Consider the following 23,337-nt stretch of genomic DNA (forward strand, 5'->3'; position numbering starts at 1 on the left):
ACTATTAGAGAAAGTGAGGTTGATTATATGGAGAATCCTATTTCTAATGAAAGCATTGGAAAACGTGTAGCCGCGCTACGAAAAAAACAACATTTGACACAGGCTCAACTAGCTGATCTAGTAGGAGCTACAGCAAAACATATTTCAGAGATCGAACGTGGTATTACAGGAATTTCTATAGACATGCAGGTTCTTCTAAGTAACCATCTTTACTGCAGCTTAGATTATTTAATTAAAGGACAAGACTATGAAACTGTAGAAACATCTCTACCATCTTTTGTCATAGACATTTTACATTGCCACAACGAATCTGAAAAGACACTGTTTATTGATTATCTGAATTTTTATGATAAACTTCGTAAAAAATAAAGGTCAATTAATTTTATAATCTTCTCATTTCTGAAAAAAGCAAGGTCAAAATAGGGTCAACCATGAAATTTATTAAATTTATTTTTTTGAATGGCTTCTGAATTATTCAGAAGCCATTATTATTTTTTATTCAACAGAAAAACCCCGGAAACCTTGCGGTTCCGGGGTATCTTACGTTTGGACACAATGTACCTTGCGGTACTCAATATATATTAATCAGTGATTACTCGATGATTGTAGCAACACGTCCTGATCCTACAGTACGTCCACCTTCACGATACTTTAATCCCGTTTTATCTCATATTTTTTATGGTTTTCTCTCCAAAATACAGTGAAAAACAGCTGAATTGCACCACCTATTTTGATTTGCCTGATTTCTTGGCACCGTTTTGGCACCGGAGAATACTCAAACCGATTCTCTTCTGTAGATACTAGATACTTCTCTACCAACTTTATATTGCACCGGTAATTTTTAACTGTTATAATCGAAACATGGGTGCTACCATAACGGTAGGCGGTTAGTCCTTCTCCAGAGGGACTGTGACCCTCTGATTACATAGAAACCTGTAAAGGAATCCAGTGGAAAGGAGGGCTAAGCCAATGAGTATTGTGGACTTCATAGCAGTAGTGAGCTTCGGCTTAACCTGCTTTAGTATCGGATATACATTAGGCAAAGATAATCATAAACCACAAAAATAACCGCCCCAGCCTGCAAACTGAACGGTTATTTTTGTAATCAATAAGTATGTGGACTAACCGTCTATCGGTAGCACTCTTTTTCTATAATCATATTAGCACGCATCTGTGGAAATGTCAAAAATTTTCTTCTTTCTCAACTACATCTATTTCCATACATTTTTACAACCTATTTCAAGTGTTCCTCAAAAATTGATTCGAGTTCCTTATTCCCCCTCAAGAATTCATACTCTTTCTTATTTTCAATTTCCGAATACAATTCACGAACAAAATTTTTTCCAAGTCCCGAAAAAGCTTTTCCCTGTGCAGTATCTTCATACCTGTAATACAAAGGGGATTGTGTCATATTCCAAGGCTTCTGTGATTCACTTAATAATCGCTTAATTAACTGGATACATTTTTCTACATCTTTTCGATATCCAGCAATCAGCAGATATGGAACTGTGTTGCCATAATTCCATAGTCCAAACAATGATATCATGTGATCTGTAATCTCAGCAATTTTCTCTGCTTTATCATGATTTCCTGTCTCTTCTTCCATTTCTATTAACTTATACAAGTAGCTTTGGATATTGATAACTGCCTGTAGCAATTTCCCTTCTAAGAATAATGCAGCAGTATCTGTTCCTTCCTGATGTGCTAATACACTTGTTTTCATAATCGTTGCATCAATTACAGTATCAGGAATTTTTTTCAAAAGGGCATTTGCTTCTTCATATTTCTCCATTTGGACATATTTTGTTGCAAGTATAAAAACGCTTGAATTTCTCACTCTTTCATCCTGACTATCTGCTGTTCGTTCCAGCCACTCAATAATAGCTGTATTATATTCCATTCGTTCTTCGTCATTAAGATCTGACAAAGTCAAAGATCCGTTCAGAACGGTTGCGATCGTATATATTAATAAGTCGCAATGAGGATACTCCTGTATTTTACGAGATGCCATCTCGAAAGCCTCTGTAAAGCTGTCCAATGAAACTTCCGAAAGTTCATTCACAAATTGTCCAATCTCTTTTTCTGTCAATTCTTCATGAAACGAAAACAATTCATTCATATCAATTTTCAATAGTCGTGCCAAAGCTGGAAGTAATGAGATATCGGGATATGTATTTCCCGTTTCCCTTAATTAAAGATATTGTTAGGTAAAAAAGAAAGGTCAGTCTATTTTGCCGATGAAGCGGTAGTAGATTTCTACTTCCTGCTCACGGCTTCCGTCCTCGCCCTTGACAGCTTCGTGGACGGTTATTTTTTCAATTAGAGTGTTCAGAAGTTCGGCGGTCAGCTCCACAGGGTTGACATACTGTTTCATCAGGGCAATCCACTTTTCAGCGTCCGCTGCGGTCTGTACGGCGGCTTCCATCGTTTCGTGAAGCTGCCTTATTTTTGTTTCAAGCTCTTTTTGCTCGTTCTGGTACTTCTCGGACAGCATATTGAAGTTATACTCGGTTATGCGTCCGGCAGACCAGTCCTCATACATTTTAGCAAACAGCCCGTCAACCTCGGCTTTACGCTTCTCTGCCTTTTTCAGCTCCGCAGCCTGCTTTTTCTTCGCAGAGTTTCTTTCCCTGTCGCTGGCATTGAGCAGTCGTTTCAGCAGCTTGTCCTCGTCTTTCTGTACCATCATAGACCAGTATTGCAGTCTTGCAAGCACATAGGCATACAGTACATCATAGCGAATATAGTGCATGGAACACTGGCGTAATCCCTGTCCGTACTTACTGCAATGGTAGTGTGCATAGGGATTTTTGTTCTGGCTGTTTACACCATAAGCCAATGACCATCCGCAGTCCGCACATTTTACCAGCCCGGAAAATATCTGCGTTGTGCCATTCTTCTGTCGTCTGCGTCTGCTTGCAATCAGCTCCTGAACTTTTTGGAACACTTCTTCGGAAATGATGGCTTCGTGGGTATTTTCCACACGATACCATTCTTCCTGCGGCTTCCGCACCTTTTTCTTGTTCTTGAATGAAATGTTGCTCTGCTTGTTGTGAACACTGTGACCGATGTAGGTTTCCTCTTTCAAAATGCTTTTGACCTGTGCTATCGTCCACGCATAGGCTTTTTCTGCGGGCGCACCGGCGTAGATATTGGCGAAAGTCCCGTATCTTTCATAGTTCAGCCAGCCGGGGGTAGGTACTTTCTCCTCCACCAGAATCCGTGTAATGCTGGCGGCTCCCCTCCCGTGTACGGCAAGGTCAAAAATCTTCTCTACAATCCAGCGTGTTTCCGGGTCGATCAGAAGATGACCTTTTTTGTCCGGGTCTTTTACATAGCCCAGCGGTGCATAGGCTCCATAGTGTGCGCCATTGGCAAATCTTGTGTGCATGGCAGCCTTGACCTTTTTGCTGGTCTGTCGGGCGTGCATTTCATTCAGGATGTTTAAGAACGGGGCAAGCTCGCTTTCTCCGTTGATGGTGTCCACATTATCATTGATGGCAATGTAGCGTACTCCCTTGCTGGGGAAATAGATTTCCGTGTACTGACCGGTCAGGATATAGTTTCTTCCCAGACGGGATAAGTCCTTTGTGACAACACAGTTGATTTTCCCGTCCTCGATGTCATCAATCATCCTTTGGAAACTTGGACGCTCGAAATTTGTCCCGCTCCATCCGTCGTCAATGTACTCGTCTACAACGGTCAGCCCATGCTCTGCGGCATACTGCCTAAGCATCATGCGCTGGGTCTGGATACTGCCGCTTTCCCCCTGTAATTCATCGTCACGGCTCAATCTCAAATATAGTGCAGTGTTATAAATCGTTGTATTGTATGGTTGTTTCACGGTTAAAAATCCTCCTTCTAAAAGAAACAACCCACGCTTATACAATACTCGCTGGTACAAGTATATCATAAGCGTGGGCTGATTGACAGTCGTTATTCCGTATTTTTTCAGGAAGCGGCGGCAGCGTGCTGGATCACATCTTCCAGCAGACTGTCAAGCGGCTTCCCATCCTGTGCGAAATGCTCCGATACCTTGATACGGACTTTCCCCATGACAAAATACTGGGTGCCGTCTTTTTCGGTAAGCAGGGTGCCGCTGTTTTTGTTATTGCTCTCGTTTTTGTTTTTTGCCATAGGCAGTTACCTCCATAAATTAGTTTATCCGGCGGGAGAAACCCTACCGGAATGAAAAATCGTTGTGTATTCGGTTCAAGTGGCGAAGCGGCAATACTGGCAATCTATAAAAATCCTGCCACTTGGATTTTCTTTGCCACTTCATTCAGTTTTCAGGGACAGCAGCCATTGTGTGCCGCTGCGCTCGGAAACCAGCTTATTCCCTAAACTCTGCTTTGCTGTTCGGACTGTTCGGGCGGAAATGCCACGCTGGGCTGCCGCTTTGTCGATGTCTGCGCTTAACATCTGCTTTCCGTCTGCCAGCAGGTCAAGTATCAGCTTTTCCGCCTGTTCCGCTTTGGTTTCTGTATGCTCCACACCGGCAAGCAGCTCGTCGGCGGTCATATCATATTCCCCAATCCATTGAAAGCCGTTGCCATCCCCTAAAGAGAATGCCAGCGACTTTCCCGGCGGGGCAAGGGAACTTTTCTCCTGTATCAATACTCTTGTGGTAGGGTCATTCTTGACCTTGCCGATAAACAGCAGGCTTCGGACAACTGCCGTAATATCGATGGAGCCTAAGCCCCGGTAGGTACTCTGACTTCCGGCGGCTTTATTCAAATGCCCGATCAGGATAATTGCACAGCCTGTTTCCTGTGCAATTTCTCCCAGCCTGCGGAAAATAGGGCGTACTTCGTTTGCCCGGTTCATATCCACATCAGCCCCTAAAAACGCCTGTACCGGGTCGATTATCAGAAGCCTTGCATGATTTTCCCGGATAGCCCTCTCAATCCTTTTATCAGAAAGTGTCAGCGGCTTATCCCCATCGTCAATAACCATGACCCTGTCAAGGTCTGCGCCTGCTTCCAAAAGCCGGGGCTTTACCGTATCGCCCAATCCGTCCTCGGCGGTCTGGTAGATCACATTGAATGGTTTCAGCGGTTCCATGTTTGGGAGAGGTCTGCGGTTGGTACAGGCGGCTGCAAGCTGCATGGCAAAATAGGTCTTGCCCTCTCCGGGATTCCCCTGCAAAATCGTCAGTTTTCCAAAAGGTAGGTACGGTTCCCACAGCCATTCCACCGCCACCTCCTGTACCTCGCTCATGCGTATCATAGGGACAGGCGGTTCCGTTGCCGGTTCTTTCAGCGTGATTGTTTCCGCTATAAATTTGCGGTTTGGTATTTCTTCCCGGTGTTGCAATACCTCATTCCAGTCTTTCCACGCCGGGAGCAAACGCAGAATGGTAAGTCCCTCCGGCAGTTCGGCAGAAAGGCGGCTGCACCCCTCATTCCCGGCATTGTCATTATCCAGACACAGAAATATCCTTCGGATGTCCGGGCGTTCAGAAAGAAAATGCGTCAGTGCTTTTCCTGCAACGCCTCCCAGCGAAAGATAGCTGCGCTTTGTCCAGTCTTTGGGATAAAGGCAGATAAAAGACAATAGATCAATCGGGGCTTCAAAGACAAATAGCTGGTCGCTGTCTCCCTGATAGCTGAAATTACAGGCTTTATCCGAACCGCTCACATCCTGCCGGAATTTATCTGCCGTTCCCCTGCAATGGGCGTATTTGGGAATACCGGGTACTCCCTGTGTTCCTCTGTCCCTCCCCACAAATACTACATTGTGGCGGGTGTCTTCGTAAATATCTCCGGCAGCGACAAAGGTATCGACAATGCCCCGGTTAATCTTTCGTTCCTCTGTCAGATATTTTATCGCTTTTGTATTGGTGGGATTATGCAGCGGAAGCCGGAAGTCAGGCGATGGGGCGGGGCAAGCGTCCGGCTTGCCTGCGCCTGCTTCGCCGGTCAGCATTTGTACCGCTTCCGGGAATGACTTACCGTAAAATTCCATTACGAAATCTACTGGATAGCCGCCCCTGCTCTGGCTGTGCCGGAACCATTTATTTCCCCGTACCGTCAGGCTGTCGTGACATTTCCAACGGTATTCTTTTCCGCTGCGTATGAGGGTTTCTCCTTGTGACCGTAAGAAATCTTCCATGTTGGTCTGATTTGCCCGGTCTATCTGTTCCTGCGAATAATACAAAATTATCTCACCTCCAAAATCATAATTCCATCTCGTGTTTCTTTCTCTGTACTTCCTGTGGCTGCTCCCTCCGGCGCAGTGCGGTATCTACGGCGTTCTGCACCTGCCGCAGCCGTATGACTTCCTCCCGGAGCGGCTTGTGCTGCGGAGACAGTTCGGCATACTCTGTTTTTAACTGTGCGTATTCCTGTTTCCATGCTTTCAGGGCAATGGGTTTTCCGTCCAGTTTTTCTTTCAGAATACGGCGGGCGGCATAAAACAGCCGTAACTCCGCATCGTGGGATGTTTCAAATTTCTCCCTCTGTTTCTTAAACTTGATATTGTTCAGTTCCGTATGAACAGGTTTTAGCCGCTGGTAATTCTCGCCCTCCCGTATCAATTCCTGCAATTCCTTTATCCGGGCAGATTTCTTTTTCATGGAGCCGCTTAATGCTTCAAATTCTTCACTGACAGAGGAAAGACGCTCCTGCAAATCCTCTAATGTGAGCAGCTTGTTTTCCGTCAGATAATTGACGGCTTCGGCAAACTGCTTTAAGTTTCCGGTTCTGGCTTTATTGCTCCATGCCCCTGCGTTGCGCTGGTTGTAATAAGCGATCAGTAGGTCGGCAAGGCTCGGTGTCTGGGGTTTGGAAAGTTCTTCTTTTACCTCTGCCATCCAGACAAACAGGGCTTTGATCTTCTTCCTCACATCCTGCATGAGCCGGTTGGTGGCTTTAATCCAGCGGTTCAGTTCCCCTTTCTCGGTGCGGATGCCCTTTGCTTCCATCTGCCGGACATTAGCTCCCTCGTGGACAGTAGGTATCAGGTCAAGCCCCTGCCGCACATAGGAACGGTGGTCGATACGCACATCCAGCCCTTTTTCCTCAAATTTTGTATTAACGGCAGCCGCCCACTGCTCCCGCCAGTGTTCCAGCGTTTCCGGCTCATGCCAGTCTGTTGTATGGACAGCGTTAAACATATAATCGCCGTTTTTATCCCGGATTCGGTTTCCATCTTCATCAAGAAGATATTCCCGCCGCTGTTTTTGTCCCCATGTGCCATCCGGGTTCAAAGGGCGCATGGTTGTCATCACATGGAAATGCGGGTTAGGGATGCCGCCGTCCTCTTTCTCCGGGCTGTGAAAAGCAAGATCGGCAATCATGCCTTTTGCCACAAACTGCTCCTGCACGAACTTCCTCGCCAGCTCCATGTTTTCTTCCAGCGTCAATTCATTCTGCATGGCAATATCAAAGGAATAGGCAAGCTGGGCTTTTGGATGTTTCTCGCAGCTTTCCACAGCATTCCAGAGGGTCGCCCGGTCAAGATATATTTCCGGCGCATGGGGCGGCAGCATGATTTCCGAAGCGATCACGCCGCCCTTTTTGGTGTAGTCGCTGACTTCTCCATAGTAGCTGCTGTAAAGACGCTCCCCGGCTCGGTAGGCTGCGCTGGCAATGGCGCTCTGACCGGCGCTGCGCTTTATCTGTGCGATTGAAAAATGATAAAGTGCTATCCTTAGTCACCGCCTTTCTCCTGCCCGGAAATACGGGCGTGGTTCTCTGTGGCAGACCGGATGAAATGCTCCGCCTGCGGCAGATTCAAAATGTTTTCCATGAGGGAATAAAATTCCGTTTCGGTCAGCTCCTTTGTCTGTGGTGCAATGCTCTCAACGGCTGCCCCACGGGTAATCAGCCGGTGCGTCCTCTGTTTCCGGGAACCGCTTTCCAGATACGCCTGCCGGTTTTTCAAACGCTGCATTTTCCGTTTTTCCCGTTCCAGCAGGACAGTGGTTTTTTCATATTCCTGCTTCAACTGTTCCAAAGATTTTTCCATGTTCTCACATCCTTTGCTGATAAGATAAAGAAAGACCATCCGCAGACAGTCTGTGTGTCAGTGCTTCTATAAAACCCGATGAAAAGGGAAAACCGCAGAGCGGATTTCTCTTTGCGGCGGGTACACAGGGGATAGCCGCTTTAGCGGCGCAAGGGGGGTGTAGCCACCTTGTCGGAGCGAAGCGAACGCAGACCTCGGATTGCTGATTTTATCAGCGGCAGAGGTAAGCTCCGCAGGACGCACGATACATGGTCTTTAGACTATGTATAGAAGTGCGCCCTTAGTTCCTAAGGGATTTTGCCGTTTCCGGCAGTCTTGTCCTTTTTCTTGGAACGCTTGGAAAGATACTTCGGGCAGTCAACCACAACCGACCGGAAGCTCTGTTTACATTCGTGCTGGCATTTCCGGCACAGTTCGTTGTAAGTGATACGGCTGCGGTCATTTAAGAAGAAAGACCATTCCAACCGCCGCTTGTTACTCATTCTTGCCATAACCGGCTCCTTTCTCCGTTTCTATCTGATGTACGCAGACAGGCTGTTTTGGTGTAGCGTCTCGGTATCATTTTTAAGGTTTTTTCCCTCTGTATGCCCCTTTGGAAAGTGCGGCAGTATTGCAGTCAGGGAATGATACCTCACGCTTATTTGTCGCTTCCCGGTACGGTTTCGGAGCCTTTTGCCATCCATTCAAAGAAAGCAATTTTGCTGACCTTGATAAGCCTCTCCCTGCGGAACGCCGGAAAGCCGGGGGTGTGTACCAGCTCATAGGCGCTCGCTCTTGAAATTCCCATAATCCGCTGGATGTCCGCCACATCCAGAACCAGCGGTAAATCCTCGTAGCTGTTCAATCTCTTTTTATCGTTCATTCTGTTCCTCCCATAAATCAAATAGGTTAAAATGCTTCCTGTTGCCGTTCTCCCCAAAAGCCGTTTTCCTGCCCCATTCCTGCGGTGTTTCCCTGCATTGGTGCGCCGGATGCGTCACTTCTCCTGCCAGTCATATCCCTTTTGGACGGTCATTCACTTGTCAAGGTACTGTGTGGTATGAAATTACCAACTGCAATCATCATAGCGGACTATTCTTGACAAAACAATGCTTCTGCGATACCATGAGTGTAACGGATATAACTAAATTATATAATTACCATAGACAAAGGCAGGGGATAGGGATGGAGAATCAGTTTATACGGCATGAGCCATGTTTTGAGAGGATTTTGTTTGTCCTGACGCTGGACAGGAAGAAAATGAAAGAGCGGATTTTGATTGGGGAAGAACAGCAGATCCGCTTCCGGCTGAACGGGAGCCAAAACGCAGAGGTGCTTTGTGATATGACACGCCCGCTGGGAACTTTTTTGATAAACTTTGAGCGTGACACGGACAGAGACTGGAACTTATACGGGCTTTCTCCACTGCGGCAAGCCCTCCACTCCAACCGATGGAAACAGCCGGAGCTGGAGCAGGCGGCAAGCGAATTTCTCTGGGGGAAATATCTTAGCAATGACCCTTTGAAAATGTATGTGGCGTTCCGTATCTGGAACAGCTATCTGCTTGCCAGAGAACCCCGTGACCGTAACGCTGCCTGTGACCGCTTCATGGATAAAATGAGCAGCCTGACCGGGGTATTCCATAACGAAGCCATGAGCTTTGACAGGGAGACAGGAAAACCGAAACATTTTCAAGCTGGCAGCCTTTATTTCAAAGGCGCACCGTCAGAAGATACCCGGCTTGACCTCTGGTTCCCGGACAACCGGCGCACAGAAGAATGTGTGTCTGCCTATGCGTCCCTCTACCCGTTGATTACCTATTATCTGAACAGGCTGAATGACTGGGGGCTTTGCTTCCGGCAGTGCAAGGTCTGTGGGAAATATTTTCTGGCAAAGAGCCAGCGGTATGAGTTGTGCAGCGATAAGTGCCGAAAAGCACAGGCGCTTCAAAACAAGCGGGAATTTGACGAGAGGGCAAGAGAAAATAACTATGACCTGCTTTATAAAAATGAATGCCAGAACTGGCGCAACAAAATAAACCGGGTAAAAAATACCGCAGGCTTTCCGGCTGACCGTCTGGAAAAAATACAGGCTGCCTTTTCCGACTTTAAGAAAGAAGCATTGCAGAGAAAAAAGGCTGTAAAAACAGGAACAGCCAGCCCGAAAGAATTTACGGACTGGCTGTATCAGCAGAGTAATGTAATTGTGGAACTGACTGAATACTAAATTTTTTCTCGTTGTGAGGTTTCTGTGACATTTGCCTGATGGCAGTATCGAAATTGCAGTAATTACTCATGCAAAATGCTTCTTCGTTTTATACACTATATCTATACGCTGGATCACCAGATGAAAGGAGCAAAAAATATGTCTGCAATTCAAAATGCGATTGAAGTGAGGAACTTAACAAAGATTTTTAGTGGCAGGGTTTTGTTTGAGAATTTTAGCCTGAATGTAAAAGCAAATACTATTCATGCGATTATTGGCCCGAACGGTTCTGGAAAGACCACACTGCTGCGCTTGATTACAGGGGTATACCAGCCAAATGCAGGGACAATCAACATTGCAGGGAAATATGCAATGCAGCTTGAAAATGACTATCTGTATGACGAAAAGACTGGTCTTGAAAATTTGAAAATTTTTGGAAAATACTTTGGATTTGAAATAAATGATCGTTCAGACGGCTATTGTACGCAATTAGGATTGACCGAGCATTTAGGAAAGCGTGTTAGCACTTATTCTAAAGGAATGAAAAGAAAACTGTCCCTTTTGATTGTGATTATGATGGGACGGGATATTCTGCTCATGGATGAACCAACATCGGGTGTAGACCCCATATCCAGAGTAGAAATCCGTAGTTTGATAGAGGCTCTAAAAGCTGACGGAAAAACGGTTATTATCACTTCACATGACCTTAGCGAGATTGAAAAGTGCGCTGATGATGTATCTATGATTAAAAATGGCAGATTGCTGTTTGATAAGGGTATTCAAGAAATGCAAGGACAATCATTGGAAGAAATCTTTATTAAGGAGGGCAATCGGCATGAGTAACATGGGAAAAGGCGCAGGCTACTATCTTACCAGAAGTAAAAGCCTCCTAATTGATACTGCGATTGTTGCCATTCTGGCGATTTTTATGAGCTTTGCAATGCAGATGGACGCCTTGCAGTCTAAGGGAGAAGATTATTTAGTCCTAATGCTCTATGCGGTTATTTTTGGTCTTACCTCCCTGCAATCCGGTGCTATGATTGTAGATTTGACAGCAAAGGATAAGGTAAGCCGGAGAATTGAATTTTTTGCAGCTTCTGGAATTGCGGTAAAAGAGATTATAAAACAGTATTCGATACAGATTTTCCGCTTTTCTGGTATTATCCCGTTCTTTGTTTTTATGAGTTGCTATTACTTTACCGACTGGACAATGAGCTTTGGGCGGATCGTATGCGTTTATCTTAGTATTCTTGTACTTAGTTTTTGTGAGATTGTCGCTTTGAATATCATTGTACTGGATGTGAAACGAGTAAAACTGTTCAAAAATGTTCTATTCTTTGGTAATTTTGCACTGGTTTATTTGATTGCGATGTCGGCAGAACGAATTACAGAGTTTGTGAATCAACATCATATAGGAATTGACTATTTGATTATTGTGGTTGATGTTGCACTTTGCATGATGTTTGCACTATTAAGTTTCTTTAAGGCTCGGCACATGAGCAACGAAGCAGTTATCAGGAGGGATGGCGAATGGGTTTGATAACCTTAAACCTTAAAAGGGTATTGAACTGGAATTTTATATTTATGAGTGCGGTAGCAGCTATCTTCGGCATGATCTCTCTGATGAACTTTGGGGATATTTCAGAGAACATTGTATTTGGCGTTGATATAAAGTATTTTATGCTTGATGGATACCTGTGCTTATTTATCTTTTTTGCCGGAGAAATAAGCAAGGATATGTTGCAGCAAGAAAAAATCACAAAGAGAATAGAATGGAAACTTGCTAATGGTATTAAAATCTCAAGTATTGTTAAAGAGAATCTGCTATCACTATGGATTGGAACGCTGATCCTTTTGTTTCCTCTACTTTTGATGATTTCCATTCGTCTGCCAAACCTTATCTTGTTATTAGGCACCTATTTTCTAATCCTTAGCGTATTGTATTCGGCATTTATAAATGTTTTGATTCTCTGGATTAGAAATATGAACTGGTTTAAGAGTATTCCTATCTTTGCAACACTGCTTCATATTTTGCTGGTTGTCTTAAAATGTGGGATATTTATGAAAACGAATAATGTGTGGGTGTTGCTACTATTTTCTCCAGTGAGTATAATAGTTTTGACTGCGTGTGGTTTATGTCTGATGACCAAAGAACGGATCGTATCATCATATTACTAACATAATGAATTTTAGCTGAAAGGAGGGGTGTCCTATGCAGGATAAACGCTTCTATCCGTATCTGCTTCTTCATGCGGGTATTGTGATTTTATGGGTTATATTGGATAGAACACATAAAGGAATTGCGAATGACGGAGCCATCAACTTATTGTCGATTGCCGTCTTGCTTTGTTATTTCAATCTGCTCTATCTTCATGTAATGACATCACGGCGAAAGGCAACAATATCTGAATGTGGCTGGAACCTGCTTTCTGTTTCCTTTATTGCGGCGCTGATGTATGATGGATTTTCTACCTTATACACGGGTGCATTTCTGGCTTTTGCATTGATTATCGGAATAATGCTGGTAAGAACTGACGCAAGCCGGGGGAAAATGGTTCGCTTGCTGTTTGGAATTGCGGCTATCATACTGTCGTTTTTCAATTTCCAAATTCTCCCTGCCATAACTATGTTAGTTGGAATGTTCATGGGAATTTTCCTTGATTATAGATATATAAATTTGAAACAGGTTAATATTCTTCCGATTGCCCAGAGGAAAGCAAGATATGTCCTCGCTTTTATGATTCCCTTGTTTACAGTCGTACTTTATTGCTTTGATTTGTCCACCCTACAAGTCAATGTATTTTTTCAGCTTATAATGCTTTTATTTGAGGCCTTTGCTGTCATTCATCTTGGCGACATGGAGGCCCGTTACAAGGAGTTGACAAAGTATTATGAATTAACGAACTATATTGCAAATGAGAGGGAAGATTTCTCAAGACTGCTTCATAACGATGTGCTTCAAGACATTGGAGGTGCCAAAAATCTCCTGTCGCTTCGCTCACCAGATGTTGATGAAACAAAAAGGATATTGTCTGATTTGGAATTGCGGGTAAGAAATATGATGAATTTCTATTCCTCTAATATCTTTTCGGGGTATGCTTCATGGGAACATATCGGATATATGCTTGACGCGATTAAGAAGCTGTACCCAAAGAAGAATATACTTGTAGATTTCACGATTGCCAGCGAAGCAAGGATTGCTTTGAAAAAAGATAACAGTTTGGAACAGACCATGCAGATAATCAAAGAACTTGTCAACAATGTTTATAAACACGCTGCCGCTACTTTTATCCATTTGGAAATCGCGCTAAATGAAGAAAGTAAACTCGTAATTACCTGTCAAAATGATGGAGCGAAACCAAATGACATTGAAAATATTCTTTCTTCCAAAGGTGGTATGCTGTTCTTGACGGTGTTGATAAATGGGAATGGTGGTAACATTCAGTATTTAGAGAAAGATGGTATTTTAACTGCAACGGCAGTTTTGGGGAGAAAAAATGAAGATATTACTATTTGATGATCACAGGATATTTGGAGAGAGTTTAAGCAAACTTCTGGAAGATTGGGACGAAATCTCTATCTGTCGCTATGTAAGTAATGAAACAGAGTTTTGGAATATTCTTTCCGTAGACGAATGGGACATTGTATTACTTGATGTCAACCTAAGAGAGCAGTCAAAAAGTTCTGGCATTGATCTGATAGAAACGATATATAGTAAAAAGCCAAAAATAAAGGTGGTTATGCTATCCTCTTATGATATGCCGGTTTATAGACAGGAGGCACTTAAAAGAGGCGCCGTAAGTTATATTGATAAGTCTGCTTCTGCTGACGAGTTGGTAAAAAAACTCACAGCTATTAGTAAAGGTCACAAATCCACTACGCCCCCTTTATTAGATCCCCTGACAGATCGTGAAGCGGAAATTATTAAGGCGATTGGAACAGGGAAAACAAAGCATGAAATAGCGCAAGAACTGTATATCAGTGAACGGACACTTTACAACCATATCCAAAGCATCTATGATAAGCTGGGGGCTAAAAATGCTATCGAAGCCTATAACAAGGCTATTGCACTTGGATATATCACACCCTTAATATGAGTTTAGGCAATAAGAGGGACAGATATATTAGAACACAAGTGACAAGTATGCACATTATGTAAGCAGATAGCAAAAACAAGTATCATTGAACGACTTCATCAAAACAATAAAGAAAAGCTGGGAGCAAAATTAAGTCTGCTTCCAGCTTTTTTGTATTTGCTATTGTATGTGGTTGACTAAGGAATATTGTTTAAGCGTGAGTTTGTGATATTGGGTGTGGTATCTTTAACTATGGGAAACTCCCTTTTCCCATTTATTTACCGCTGGAGTAGAAACACCCAGATAATTTGCCACCTGTTCTTGTGTTAATCCCGCAGTTTTTCGATAGTTTTTTATCTGCTCACCAATACGCATTGTTCACACCTCCTGTCCTTATTTCCATTATAGCGTTCCCAATACATGTTTACAATTGAGCCTTTGTTTACTTATTACTTTCTTTTTTTAACTTTCAATTAATTTTCTCTAATATTTATATCATCAGCAACAAACTGCCCACAAGTTTAAGAACGAGCTACTAACCCTCAAACGACAGTGTATTACATTGCATCAACTAAACCAACCTTGTTATCCTGAATCACCACTCCTTCATCTTCGCTTCATGCCTATTTTTCATAATTTGCAACTGGTATATAATGACAGGGATTAGAAAAATCACAGCAACTATGCCTAAAATAACAGACCGATTTACAGTAGCAAATACCGCGAGCATAAGCATTAATAAAAGCCAGGGATTTCGCAAATTACTGTAATAATTTGCCCTATCTTCATAGGACGTATGAAGGTCAAAAGGTTTTCCATCATTTTCTTTTTCTACAATCAGCAATTCCCTGTTAAATGTTGTAGTGTTTGTTGCAACACGACCGCCAATTTCAGCCCACGGACGCCAGCGAACTTTACCAACAGAATAATTAAGATTGATATTTTTATAGAATACGGAATATCCCATTTCTTCCAAGAAATCATGGTAATCTTCAGCATTAGCTTTTGATTTTTGTCCTATAAACTCCACGCAATATTGAACTTGACCTGGCTTACATTTTTCAAATTCATAGAGTAATTTTCCCGTTCGAATAAGGCGATAACCTTTTTCAGCCATCTTATTCAGCCAGTTTTTCTGTACCGTTAATAGCCCACCAAAAAAACGATAACACTTTTTGCTCATAGTGTACCTCCTACAATTCCGCTTGCAATACCTACAAGTTCACGAAGTCTGATAAGTTCTTTTTCAGCTATCTCCTTTCCTTTTACAGTGATAAGATACTCTTTTTTTCTACCTTCACTATCTCCGAAAAGCTCAATCCATCCCTTTTCCAGCATTGAATTTAATGCACCATATAAAGTGCCTGCTCCCAATGAAAGCCGCCCACCTGTTTTTTCTTCAATGAACTGCATGACAGCATATCCGTGTTTAGGTGAATAGAGTGAAAGCAAAATATAGAATGTCACTTCTGTGAGTGCACCACTTTTCACATTATCCCTCATGGCATTCCATCCTTATTACGGTTACTGTAATAACTATATCAGTAACCGTAATAAAAATCAAGAGATGTGAAATAAATCTTAATAAGCCGGATAGTATTATGCTTTTCCTGTTCAGTCCTTTACAAACAATACTTATATATAAAGTATTTCTTTCAACACCATTTCTTCTGCACTAGCTTTTATATTATTCATCAGTCTAACCCACTTCGTCCGATTCTGTACCTTTAATTCTTCAGTTACGCCCTGTTTTTCTGCCATCTGTTCCATAAGCATTTCCACCTGCTCTCTGCTCTCCTGATCAATTTGATTCAGGTGTTCCGTCAGCTTTCCAGTCAACAACAAATATTGATATTTTGCTAATCTGTGTTCCTTCAGAAACTGTTTCCTCAGCATTCCATATTTCCCATATATCGGTTCTTCTTCATTCAATACCAAATCCGGCAAATAATAATCTCCATGCAAAGTATAGCTTAATCCGTTCTTTTCATCATAAATGTGTGTTTCCATAATCTTATCTCTCCATTTCTCTGTTTTTTGATTTAGTTTTCTTACGCTGCTGATTCTCCATCTCGCTTTTTTTCATTCCCCATGCCAATCTTTCATGAATATTTCCCTTCGGCATTTGTTCCATCCGTCGCTTTTCTTCCAGGACTTTCTCGTTTTGAATATCCTGCTGTACTGCTGTATCTACAGTTTCTATTCCAAGAACACGCACAACACGATCATACCTATCAGAAACACCTTGTAATATATCTTTTTCTTCTGACAATTTCTGATTATCTTTACGTATATCATCCAGTTCTCTCTGAATAGCATTATATTTTTGTTTCACCTTTTGATATTTTCTCTTCCAACCTTCCACCTCTTTCGTAAGTTCTTTAACCTGAGCCGCCATTACAGCAACCTTATTCTTTATTTGAAGAAACAGTGGTTTAATTTTTTTATCTCGATAGGTTACTGCCCGTTCTAGCGTGCCCGCCTCCGGCAGTAACATTTTAACCGTTCCATATTCTTTGATTTCTTTGCTCACACTATCCATAATCGGTTGTAGCTGTTCTCTGCGATCTTCCAGGCTTTTTAGTTCTTTTTCTGCGCTCCCTGCCTTTTGTTCTGCTTCTTGCTTCGCCTTGATTGCCTGTTCCTTATCGTCTTTTAAATTCTGGATATCTGCTCTGGATTCTGCAATTTGTGCTGTTAATTCTTCTTTTTCAGCAGTTAGATGCTCTTTCTCCTGCTCCAATTCCTGTACTTCCTTTTTCCGTTCTTTTTTCTTGAAGTTATAGACATCCAGATGTTCCTCATGAGTACCTTTCTGTTCCCATTCAATTCCATACTGCTTTGCAGTCTCTGCCAGAACTTCTTTTTCATGATTTATCCACTGATTCAGTTCCGTATCATGCTTATTTCCACCTTGAAATCCAAGACTTTTTAATGCCTGTTTCAGTGAAACTCTGGTATCCATTCCTTTTCCTTTCCAGTCCGTCACATAAGGAATAAAATCAATATGGAGATGTGGAGTAGCCTCATCCTGATGCAGATAGCAACTAAATACCCGAAGTGTCGGATTCCGTTTCTGGAAATCTTTTACATACTCATCCAGTACGTTTACAGCCAGATCTCCTGCTTCTGTTCCAACAGCCATATCTTCTCGGTTTCCAATCTGGAAAATCACTTCATGGAACAACTTTTCCTGTTTTCCTTGGCGAATCTTTTCATAATAATTTGTAATCTGCCGATCTTTTCTTTTCCCGACATTATACCGTTCTACAGCTTCATCAAACAGCTCTTTATAGACTTCTTTCAGATTCTCATTCCGGTAACAAATATTTAATTGCACTCTGTCTGGATCAACATTTTCTGCTATAAAATCTCGTCTGTTATGAGCCAGAGACCCTGTCCCGATCATACCACTGATTGTTCGTTTCATCGTCATATTCCTCACCCCGCTTTCTAAAACCAGTGCCAGACATGGCACATAAATTTGTATCTTTGCCAGCTATAGTATAAAAAGAAATATTCGCCGGATACGGCGGTTTTGTTACTTTTGTCAAAAGTAACGCAAAAGCACTTTCGACAGCCGTACCGTCCATCAAAAGTACCCTTGCGCCCTCCGGGGGTACAGAGACCTTTACTCCGGTATCCTTGCCCGAATATATTCCAAATCACCACAATACGGTGTCCCTACAAGATACCATTCTCTTGCAGGATTCATTTCCATTCTGGTCTGAACCCATTCATCATCAAGCAACACTTCCAGGCATTCTCCACAGTGAAATCCTGTATCAATCCATAGATCTGATGATAATAATCCATATCTTTTGTTATAACTGTTATATCCTAATCTTCCTTCTCTCATTGTGCCAATCTCCTTTCATCTACCGTTTCCGCAGGGGCGCCCTGAATCAGGGCTCCCTTTTGAAAATTCTCTTCTACGCCAGTCAACTCCCGACTACACCTTACCAACATTCTCCTTGTCTGCTATCTACAGGTGCGTGACACGCTCCTGTAATAAAGTGTTCAGAAAGAACCTTTACCATCGAAAGTTCTCCGGTATTCCCCGTCTGTCCAGATATTCCTTCCGGAACTTTTCTCTTTCTTCTTCCGTTGGTGCTGTTTTGGATTTGCTGTATACTTCACGATTCACCATTGCATCCAGTTTTTTCTCCAATCCCAACCGTATTATTTCTTCACCATCGTAGTTATCCATCAAAAAATATTGCAAGAGCTGAAAGAATAACTCGTATGGAATCTGTACACTTTTATTTTGCATCTATTCTCCTTTCAAGGTAGCAAGATCCCCTCTTCTTAAGAAATGGTAATCTTGCCATCTTCCATTTTTATTCTGGCAACATCCAATACCATTGCTTTCCACGTTTTACGGAATCAATTTCAAGTTCCCGTTTGGCGTTCCATAGCGTTTTACTTTTGATTCCTCTGGCTTCTGCTTCTTCTGCAATTTTCTTCTGAGTCATTCCTCCATTTGCCAGTATCTCAAGGAGAAATTCTTTTGCTTTCCGACTTTTCTGTCCTCTTCCGTCTCCATTAAGAAGTTCATCGGCACTGATATCATATTCTCCAATCCATTCAAACCCATTATTCTTATCCAGTCTGAATGCAATGGACGTTCCTTCCGGTGCAAGAGAACTCTTCGTATGACATACCACTCTTACTTCCGGTTCATCTTTCACTCGCCCGACAATCAGAACACTTCTTGCAGCAGCCTGAAAATCAATGGAGCCAAGTCCTCGATAAGAAGATTTGCCGTTGCTGTTTTTGTTCATATGACCGATTAAAATAACTGCACAGTGATATTTTTCTGACAGCACTGCGATACGCTTCATCAGTGGTCTGATCTCATTTGCCCTGTGCATATCTACGTCCGCTCCCAGAAAGCCCTGTATCGGATCAAGAACAACCATTTTTGCTTTTGTCTGCACGATTGCTTCTTCCAATCTGACATCTGCCATTGTCAGTGGCTGGTCACTGTCATCAATCACCAGCACCTTTGAACAATCTGCACCTGCAGCAAGTAATCTGGGTTTGATAGTATCTCCAAGTCCATCTTCTGCTGTCTGATAGATTACATTTACAGGTGACACAGAAGACTGTTCCTGCATATTATCTTCAGCATCTAAATCTTCATTCTCACTATCGACTTCATCACTTCGTTTTTCTTTTGTTTTCGTTTTATCAGTAACAGGAAGAATCGGCTCTCCTCTGGTCAGTTTTGCAATAATCTGAAGTACCATCGTTGTCTTGCCTTCTCCTGGATCTCCCTGTATAATGGTCACTTTTCCATAAGGAATAAACGGATAAAGCAGCCATTCTACCTGTTCCACCTCTACTGAATCCATATTGATCAGTTTCAGTTTTGGTTCTATTCTACAATTCTCAATTTTATTTTTTTCATTCATATTCATTCCATCATCTCCTCCTGCCCTTCCGGGCAAGTCTCTAATGAACAGATATTCGGGAATTGTCGTATTTCCCGATTCGTGATATACTGAATCTGCCAAGATGGTATATCAGTGAATCTGATTATCAGAGAACTTGCTCAGATTATTTATCTGGGCTTTTTCTTTTGCCTTTTCAACATTCATCTCTTTCTTCTCCCAATCCGGTAACAGCATTTCCATTTTCATTATCCAGAAGATTTGCAATCTTTCTCTGCTGATTTGGATAAAGATGTCCATAAGTGTTCAATGTGATACGAATATCTTTATGACCTAATCTGTCCCGAATCAATAACGGTTCCACACCTTTCTCAATAAGATAAGCCACATGGCTGTGCCTGATATCATGCACTCGAATTTTCTTCACTCCTGCCAGCTCAATCTGCCGTTTCATCTTATGCTGTACTGCTTCCTGAACAACCGGAAATAATCTTTCTGTATCCGGCATTCCGTAATGACCATCTACAAATTCCTTAATTTCCTCTTTCAGAAATTCCGGAATTTCGATTGTCCGAAAGGACTGTTTTGTTTTCGGTTCTGTGATAATATCCTGCATTCCTGTCCGGTAATAAGTCTTATTGATACTAAGCTGATTCTTTTCAAAATTGATATCAGCTTTTGTAATCGCAAGCAGCTCCCCGATCCTGCATCCAGTCCAGAACAGCATCTCAAACATAAGATAATATCTTGTTCCCGGCTCCATTGTCTGTATAAACTGTTTGTACTCGTCCAGTGTCCAGAAGTTCAAACTTCTTGAATCTGAATTTCCCATTCGTTTCACTTTCTTGCATGGATTAACCGGCAAGTCATAGATTTTAGCTGCATGTGTAAACAGACTGGTCAACTGATTCTGAATCATTCTCAAATAAGAATCTGAATAGCCTTTTTTCTGAATTTCATTCTGCCACTGAATAATCTGTGAAGCCTTGATTTCACTCATCATCTGATTTCCGAAGTATGGAACGATATGCTGTTGCATCATATATCTTTTATTTTTGATTGTTCGATCTTTCAGATCATTTTGTTTGTCTGAAAAATAAATCTCAATAAAATCGCTCAGCTTCATATCCATACTTCGCTCATTGCTCAACTTTTTGCTTCGTTCAAACTCCAATGCTTCTCGCTTTGTTTCAAATCCACGCTTTCTGCGTTTTTTCTTCTCACCCATGACATTTGTCTCAAACCACTGGGCTGTCCATTTTTTTGTGTCTTTTTCTCTGTAAGCCATATTGATCCTCCCTAATTTTCTGCTATTTCATAGCCATACATCTTTTTTGCCCAAAACGCCTTTGGTATTCTTCCAGCCATCGTAATATATCCCTGTGCAGATAATTCTTTATTCATAGCTTTCACCAGTTTATAGGCATGAGATTTTGAGCAGTTTAATTCCTGTGCCACTTCATCAGCACTCATCATATAATTGTAACTTGCCATATTGCCTCCTCCTTTCCTCTCCAGATATAGAATACGTTTACTGTATTTCTATATCTGTACGATTTTCGTAAATTGATAATATCATGTATTTCTATCGTTGTCAATATTTCGTAAACACATTTTTACGAACTTCGTACACTATTTTTTCTTTATTTTATTCCACGTCTGTGTTATGATATTTTATAGATTTATGTTTTTCGTAATTTTCTAATATATGAAAAAGGAGGATTCTATGGGTGACGGTAAAAATTTAAAGAAATATCTTGATGAAAAAGGCACAAATGTCCGCAAAATTGCAAAGGCAACCGGAATCAGTGCTACAACCTTATATTCAATTATTCAAAAAGATTCCAATATTCGATTTGATTTTGCATTAAGACTTGCGAATGAATTGCAAATTGATGTGAATGAGATATGTTCTGCCAGTCCATTTTCTGGCACAATTAAGGAAGAAGAGATTTATCCTACACTTCCAGACGGTTTGAACGGAGCATTAGACGCAAGTCGTGTAAAGACTTACTTAAAAAATTCTATGTATCCGCTGATGTACCTTTTCGGTAAGAACAGTATGCCTGATGTAGATAATCTGCTTACATCGTTCTATCAGCTTGATGATGAATCCAGACAGGAAGTTGTGGAAACTATCCGTCTGAAATTACAATATCATCGTGATCCAGAACGTGCTGAACAAATCAAACAGATCAAAGGCTGGTAAAAAAATACTCCTGTGAATAGCAAACATTCGCAGGAGTTTCTTTTTGGCACCGTTTTGGCACCGCTGGTCTTATTTTTCAATTATAAATTTATCTGTATTTCATCTTGCTGATAAATGTTTCACTATTACTAATCTGATAAATTTACGAATAATTCTTTTCTTAGAGTACAGAAAAACCCCGGAAACCTTACGGTTCCGGGGTATCTTACGCTTGGACACAATGTACCTTACGGTACTCAATATATATTAGTCAGTGATTACTCGATGATTGTAGCAACACGTCCTGATCCTACAGTACGTCCACCTTCACGTTTGTGAGGTTCTTAAAATCTCATTATTTTCTGTGATTTTCGTGTCTTTATTGTCCTGTGTTATAGGATTTCTACGCTATATTTCTGTTCTCTTCATTTTTTAGTATCAAAACGGTATCACAGCCAGATTTTCATGAGCTGTCAACTTTCCGGTTGCAGATTCCCACCTTGACTGTTATAATCGAAACATGGGTGCTATCATAACGGTAGGCGGTTAGTCCTTCAGCAGAGGGACTGTGACCCTCTGATTACATAGAAACTCGAAAGAGAATCCACTGGAAAGGAGGGCTAAGCCATGAGTATTGTTGATTTTATAGCAGTAGTGAGCTTCGGCTTAACCTGCTTTGGTCTTGGATATACCTTTGGCAAGGATAATAATAAACCACAAAAATAGCCGCCCTGGTCTGGTAAACTAAGCGGCAATTTTTGTCAAAACATATATCGGACTAACCGTCTATCGGTAGCACTCTTTTTCTATAATCATATTAGCACGCATGTGTGAAAATGTCAAAAATTTTCTTCATTCTTGGTTATTAATCTCCTTGATCAACTGTACTGCCTTCTCTGCATCATCGGTTTTCACGAATATATCCACACCATATATTCCAAATCCAGGTGCCCCATGCATTGCAACATTCGCACCTGCTTCCTGTGAAAAAGCTGCTATTCCATTTTGCTTTAACATTTCTACGAGTTGTTCTGTCTCTACTATATTCTGTGCATTATAAATTTTTGTCCATTCTGCCTTAGATATGGAAGTTTCCTTTTTCTCCTGAACATTTGACGAATTCTGGTTTCTTTTTCGATTAATAAATGCCAAGAGCCTAAGAACAATAAATGCCACAATAGTAATACCAATCAGAAATCCCACTGCTAATCGTGTTACCTGTGTTTCTGTAGCTCCCATTCTAAATAAACATATGCCATAGATGACTGTAAAAATTCCTGCACATATCACACTGGTGAAAAAATCGCGCCATATAGTAGCACTTTTGGGCAAACATTTATCCCATATTCCATTGTACACCATAATAGAAGCATACAGAATTCCTCCTACCAAAGCAGTTGCTGTCTCTCCTAAAACCAAGCGAATATCCACCGTTAATAACATCTGAATAATAATCGCTAACACACTAATCACAAACATTGATGCAAATGCAAGATTTCCAGCCTTTAATGCTTTTTGTTTC

26 protein-coding genes and 1 pseudogene are annotated in these 23,337 nt (G+C 41.8%); 8 read left to right on the forward strand and 19 right to left on the reverse strand.

Features of this window, described 5'->3' with window-relative positions:
* Positions 1–27: 27 nt before the first annotated feature.
* Entirely contained in the window at positions 28–369 is a 342-nt protein-coding gene (locus LIR34_RS10885) for a helix-turn-helix domain-containing protein (protein WP_161285584.1), read from the forward strand.
* A gap of 865 nt (positions 370–1,234) precedes the next feature.
* Here the strand turns inward: LIR34_RS10885 and LIR34_RS10890 are convergent.
* The 8 genes from LIR34_RS10890 to LIR34_RS10925 form a co-directional block, all read right to left on the reverse strand.
* Entirely contained in the window at positions 1,235–2,119 is an 885-nt protein-coding gene (locus tag LIR34_RS10890) for an XRE family transcriptional regulator (RefSeq protein WP_226799365.1), read from the reverse strand.
* Between the two features lie 102 nt (positions 2,120–2,221).
* Positions 2,222–3,844 (reverse strand): recombinase family protein, encoded by a 1,623-nt coding sequence (locus LIR34_RS10895; protein WP_032508026.1) that lies wholly within the window; start codon positions 3,842–3,844, stop codon positions 2,222–2,224.
* A gap of 107 nt (positions 3,845–3,951) precedes the next feature.
* Complete coding sequence (locus LIR34_RS10900; protein ID WP_004614956.1) at positions 3,952–4,137, reverse strand: hypothetical protein; 186 nt, start codon at positions 4,135–4,137, stop codon at positions 3,952–3,954.
* A 141-nt stretch (positions 4,138–4,278) separates the two neighbouring features.
* Complete coding sequence (locus LIR34_RS10905; RefSeq protein WP_032508025.1) at positions 4,279–6,159, reverse strand: AAA family ATPase; 1,881 nt, start codon at positions 6,157–6,159, stop codon at positions 4,279–4,281.
* A gap of 19 nt (positions 6,160–6,178) precedes the next feature.
* Complete coding sequence (gene mobQ, locus LIR34_RS10910) at positions 6,179–7,651, reverse strand: MobQ family relaxase (protein ID WP_079746603.1); 1,473 nt, start codon at positions 7,649–7,651, stop codon at positions 6,179–6,181.
* 2 nt (positions 7,652–7,653) lie between these two features.
* The gene (locus LIR34_RS10915; protein ID WP_032508024.1) at positions 7,654–7,971 is read right to left on the reverse strand and encodes a DUF3847 domain-containing protein; all 318 of its coding nucleotides are present in this window, start codon (positions 7,969–7,971) and stop codon (positions 7,654–7,656) included.
* A 287-nt stretch (positions 7,972–8,258) separates the two neighbouring features.
* Entirely contained in the window at positions 8,259–8,462 is a 204-nt protein-coding gene (locus tag LIR34_RS10920; protein WP_079746602.1) for a hypothetical protein, read from the reverse strand.
* A 146-nt stretch (positions 8,463–8,608) separates the two neighbouring features.
* The gene (locus LIR34_RS10925; RefSeq protein WP_173903177.1) at positions 8,609–8,833 is read right to left on the reverse strand and encodes a helix-turn-helix domain-containing protein; all 225 of its coding nucleotides are present in this window, start codon (positions 8,831–8,833) and stop codon (positions 8,609–8,611) included.
* Between the two features lie 302 nt (positions 8,834–9,135).
* Between LIR34_RS10925 and LIR34_RS10930 the strand changes: the two genes are divergently transcribed.
* From LIR34_RS10930 to LIR34_RS17765, 6 genes are all read left to right on the forward strand, one after another.
* A complete protein-coding gene (locus LIR34_RS10930; protein WP_021414605.1) occupies positions 9,136–10,176 on the forward strand; it encodes a DUF6076 domain-containing protein in 1,041 nt (346 codons plus the stop codon).
* A gap of 120 nt (positions 10,177–10,296) precedes the next feature.
* Complete coding sequence (locus tag LIR34_RS10935) at positions 10,297–10,998, forward strand: ABC transporter ATP-binding protein (protein WP_079746601.1); 702 nt, start codon at positions 10,297–10,299, stop codon at positions 10,996–10,998.
* On the forward strand, positions 10,991–11,695 hold the full coding sequence (locus tag LIR34_RS10940; protein WP_032508021.1) for a hypothetical protein: 705 nt from the start codon (positions 10,991–10,993) through the stop codon (positions 11,693–11,695). Before LIR34_RS10935 ends, LIR34_RS10940 begins: the two co-directional genes overlap by 8 nt.
* Entirely contained in the window at positions 11,686–12,333 is a 648-nt protein-coding gene (locus LIR34_RS10945) for a hypothetical protein (RefSeq protein ID WP_021414609.1), read from the forward strand. The genes LIR34_RS10940 and LIR34_RS10945 overlap by 10 nt, the downstream gene beginning before the upstream one ends.
* Before the next feature lie 34 nt (positions 12,334–12,367).
* A complete protein-coding gene (locus tag LIR34_RS10950; protein WP_021414610.1) occupies positions 12,368–13,672 on the forward strand; it encodes a membrane protein in 1,305 nt (434 codons plus the stop codon).
* On the forward strand, positions 13,653–14,252 hold the full coding sequence (locus LIR34_RS17765; RefSeq protein WP_021414604.1) for a response regulator transcription factor: 600 nt from the start codon (positions 13,653–13,655) through the stop codon (positions 14,250–14,252). The genes LIR34_RS10950 and LIR34_RS17765 overlap by 20 nt, the downstream gene beginning before the upstream one ends.
* Positions 14,253–14,486: 234 nt before the next feature.
* Here LIR34_RS17765 and LIR34_RS10965 read toward each other — a convergent pair.
* The 10 genes and pseudogenes from LIR34_RS10965 to LIR34_RS11010 form a co-directional block, all read right to left on the reverse strand.
* Positions 14,487–14,606 (reverse strand): annotated as a pseudogene (locus LIR34_RS10965) (helix-turn-helix domain-containing protein); the annotation flags it as partial.
* 220 nt (positions 14,607–14,826) lie between these two features.
* A complete protein-coding gene (locus tag LIR34_RS10970; RefSeq protein ID WP_004850578.1) occupies positions 14,827–15,414 on the reverse strand; it encodes a DUF2812 domain-containing protein in 588 nt (195 codons plus the stop codon).
* Positions 15,411–15,734 (reverse strand): PadR family transcriptional regulator, encoded by a 324-nt coding sequence (locus tag LIR34_RS10975; RefSeq protein ID WP_004850579.1) that lies wholly within the window; start codon positions 15,732–15,734, stop codon positions 15,411–15,413. The genes LIR34_RS10970 and LIR34_RS10975 overlap by 4 nt, the downstream gene beginning before the upstream one ends.
* A 132-nt stretch (positions 15,735–15,866) precedes the next feature.
* Positions 15,867–16,241: a TnpV protein gene (locus LIR34_RS10980; protein WP_015541742.1), complete on the reverse strand. Its 375-nt coding sequence runs from the start codon at positions 16,239–16,241 to the stop codon at positions 15,867–15,869.
* Between the two features lie 4 nt (positions 16,242–16,245).
* Positions 16,246–17,661, reverse strand: coding sequence for a plasmid recombination protein (locus tag LIR34_RS10985; protein WP_015541741.1), 1,416 nt, complete (start codon positions 17,659–17,661; stop codon positions 16,246–16,248).
* A gap of 201 nt (positions 17,662–17,862) precedes the next feature.
* Positions 17,863–18,090: a DUF5348 domain-containing protein gene (locus tag LIR34_RS10990; RefSeq protein WP_008373546.1), complete on the reverse strand. Its 228-nt coding sequence runs from the start codon at positions 18,088–18,090 to the stop codon at positions 17,863–17,865.
* Between the two features lie 174 nt (positions 18,091–18,264).
* Entirely contained in the window at positions 18,265–18,504 is a 240-nt protein-coding gene (locus LIR34_RS10995) for a hypothetical protein (protein WP_008793133.1), read from the reverse strand.
* Between the two features lie 67 nt (positions 18,505–18,571).
* Positions 18,572–19,654, reverse strand: coding sequence for an AAA family ATPase (locus LIR34_RS11000; protein ID WP_055152729.1), 1,083 nt, complete (start codon positions 19,652–19,654; stop codon positions 18,572–18,574).
* A 169-nt stretch (positions 19,655–19,823) separates the two neighbouring features.
* Positions 19,824–20,915 (reverse strand): site-specific integrase, encoded by a 1,092-nt coding sequence (locus LIR34_RS11005; RefSeq protein ID WP_004850597.1) that lies wholly within the window; start codon positions 20,913–20,915, stop codon positions 19,824–19,826.
* Positions 20,916–20,926: 11 nt separating this feature from the next.
* Positions 20,927–21,121, reverse strand: coding sequence for a hypothetical protein (locus tag LIR34_RS11010; protein WP_008373537.1), 195 nt, complete (start codon positions 21,119–21,121; stop codon positions 20,927–20,929).
* Positions 21,122–21,353: 232 nt separating this feature from the next.
* Between LIR34_RS11010 and LIR34_RS11015 the strand changes: the two genes are divergently transcribed.
* Positions 21,354–21,836: a helix-turn-helix domain-containing protein gene (locus LIR34_RS11015; RefSeq protein ID WP_008790928.1), complete on the forward strand. Its 483-nt coding sequence runs from the start codon at positions 21,354–21,356 to the stop codon at positions 21,834–21,836.
* An 831-nt stretch (positions 21,837–22,667) separates the two neighbouring features.
* Here the strand turns inward: LIR34_RS11015 and LIR34_RS11020 are convergent.
* The coding region (locus LIR34_RS11020; RefSeq protein WP_244092345.1) for a putative signal transducing protein at positions 22,668–23,337 on the reverse strand (670 nt) is incomplete at its 5' end.

It is taken from the genome of Blautia sp. MSK17_66, from assembly GCF_020538025.1.
In the GTDB taxonomy this organism is placed as follows: Bacteria; Bacillota; Clostridia; order Lachnospirales; family Lachnospiraceae; genus Blautia_A.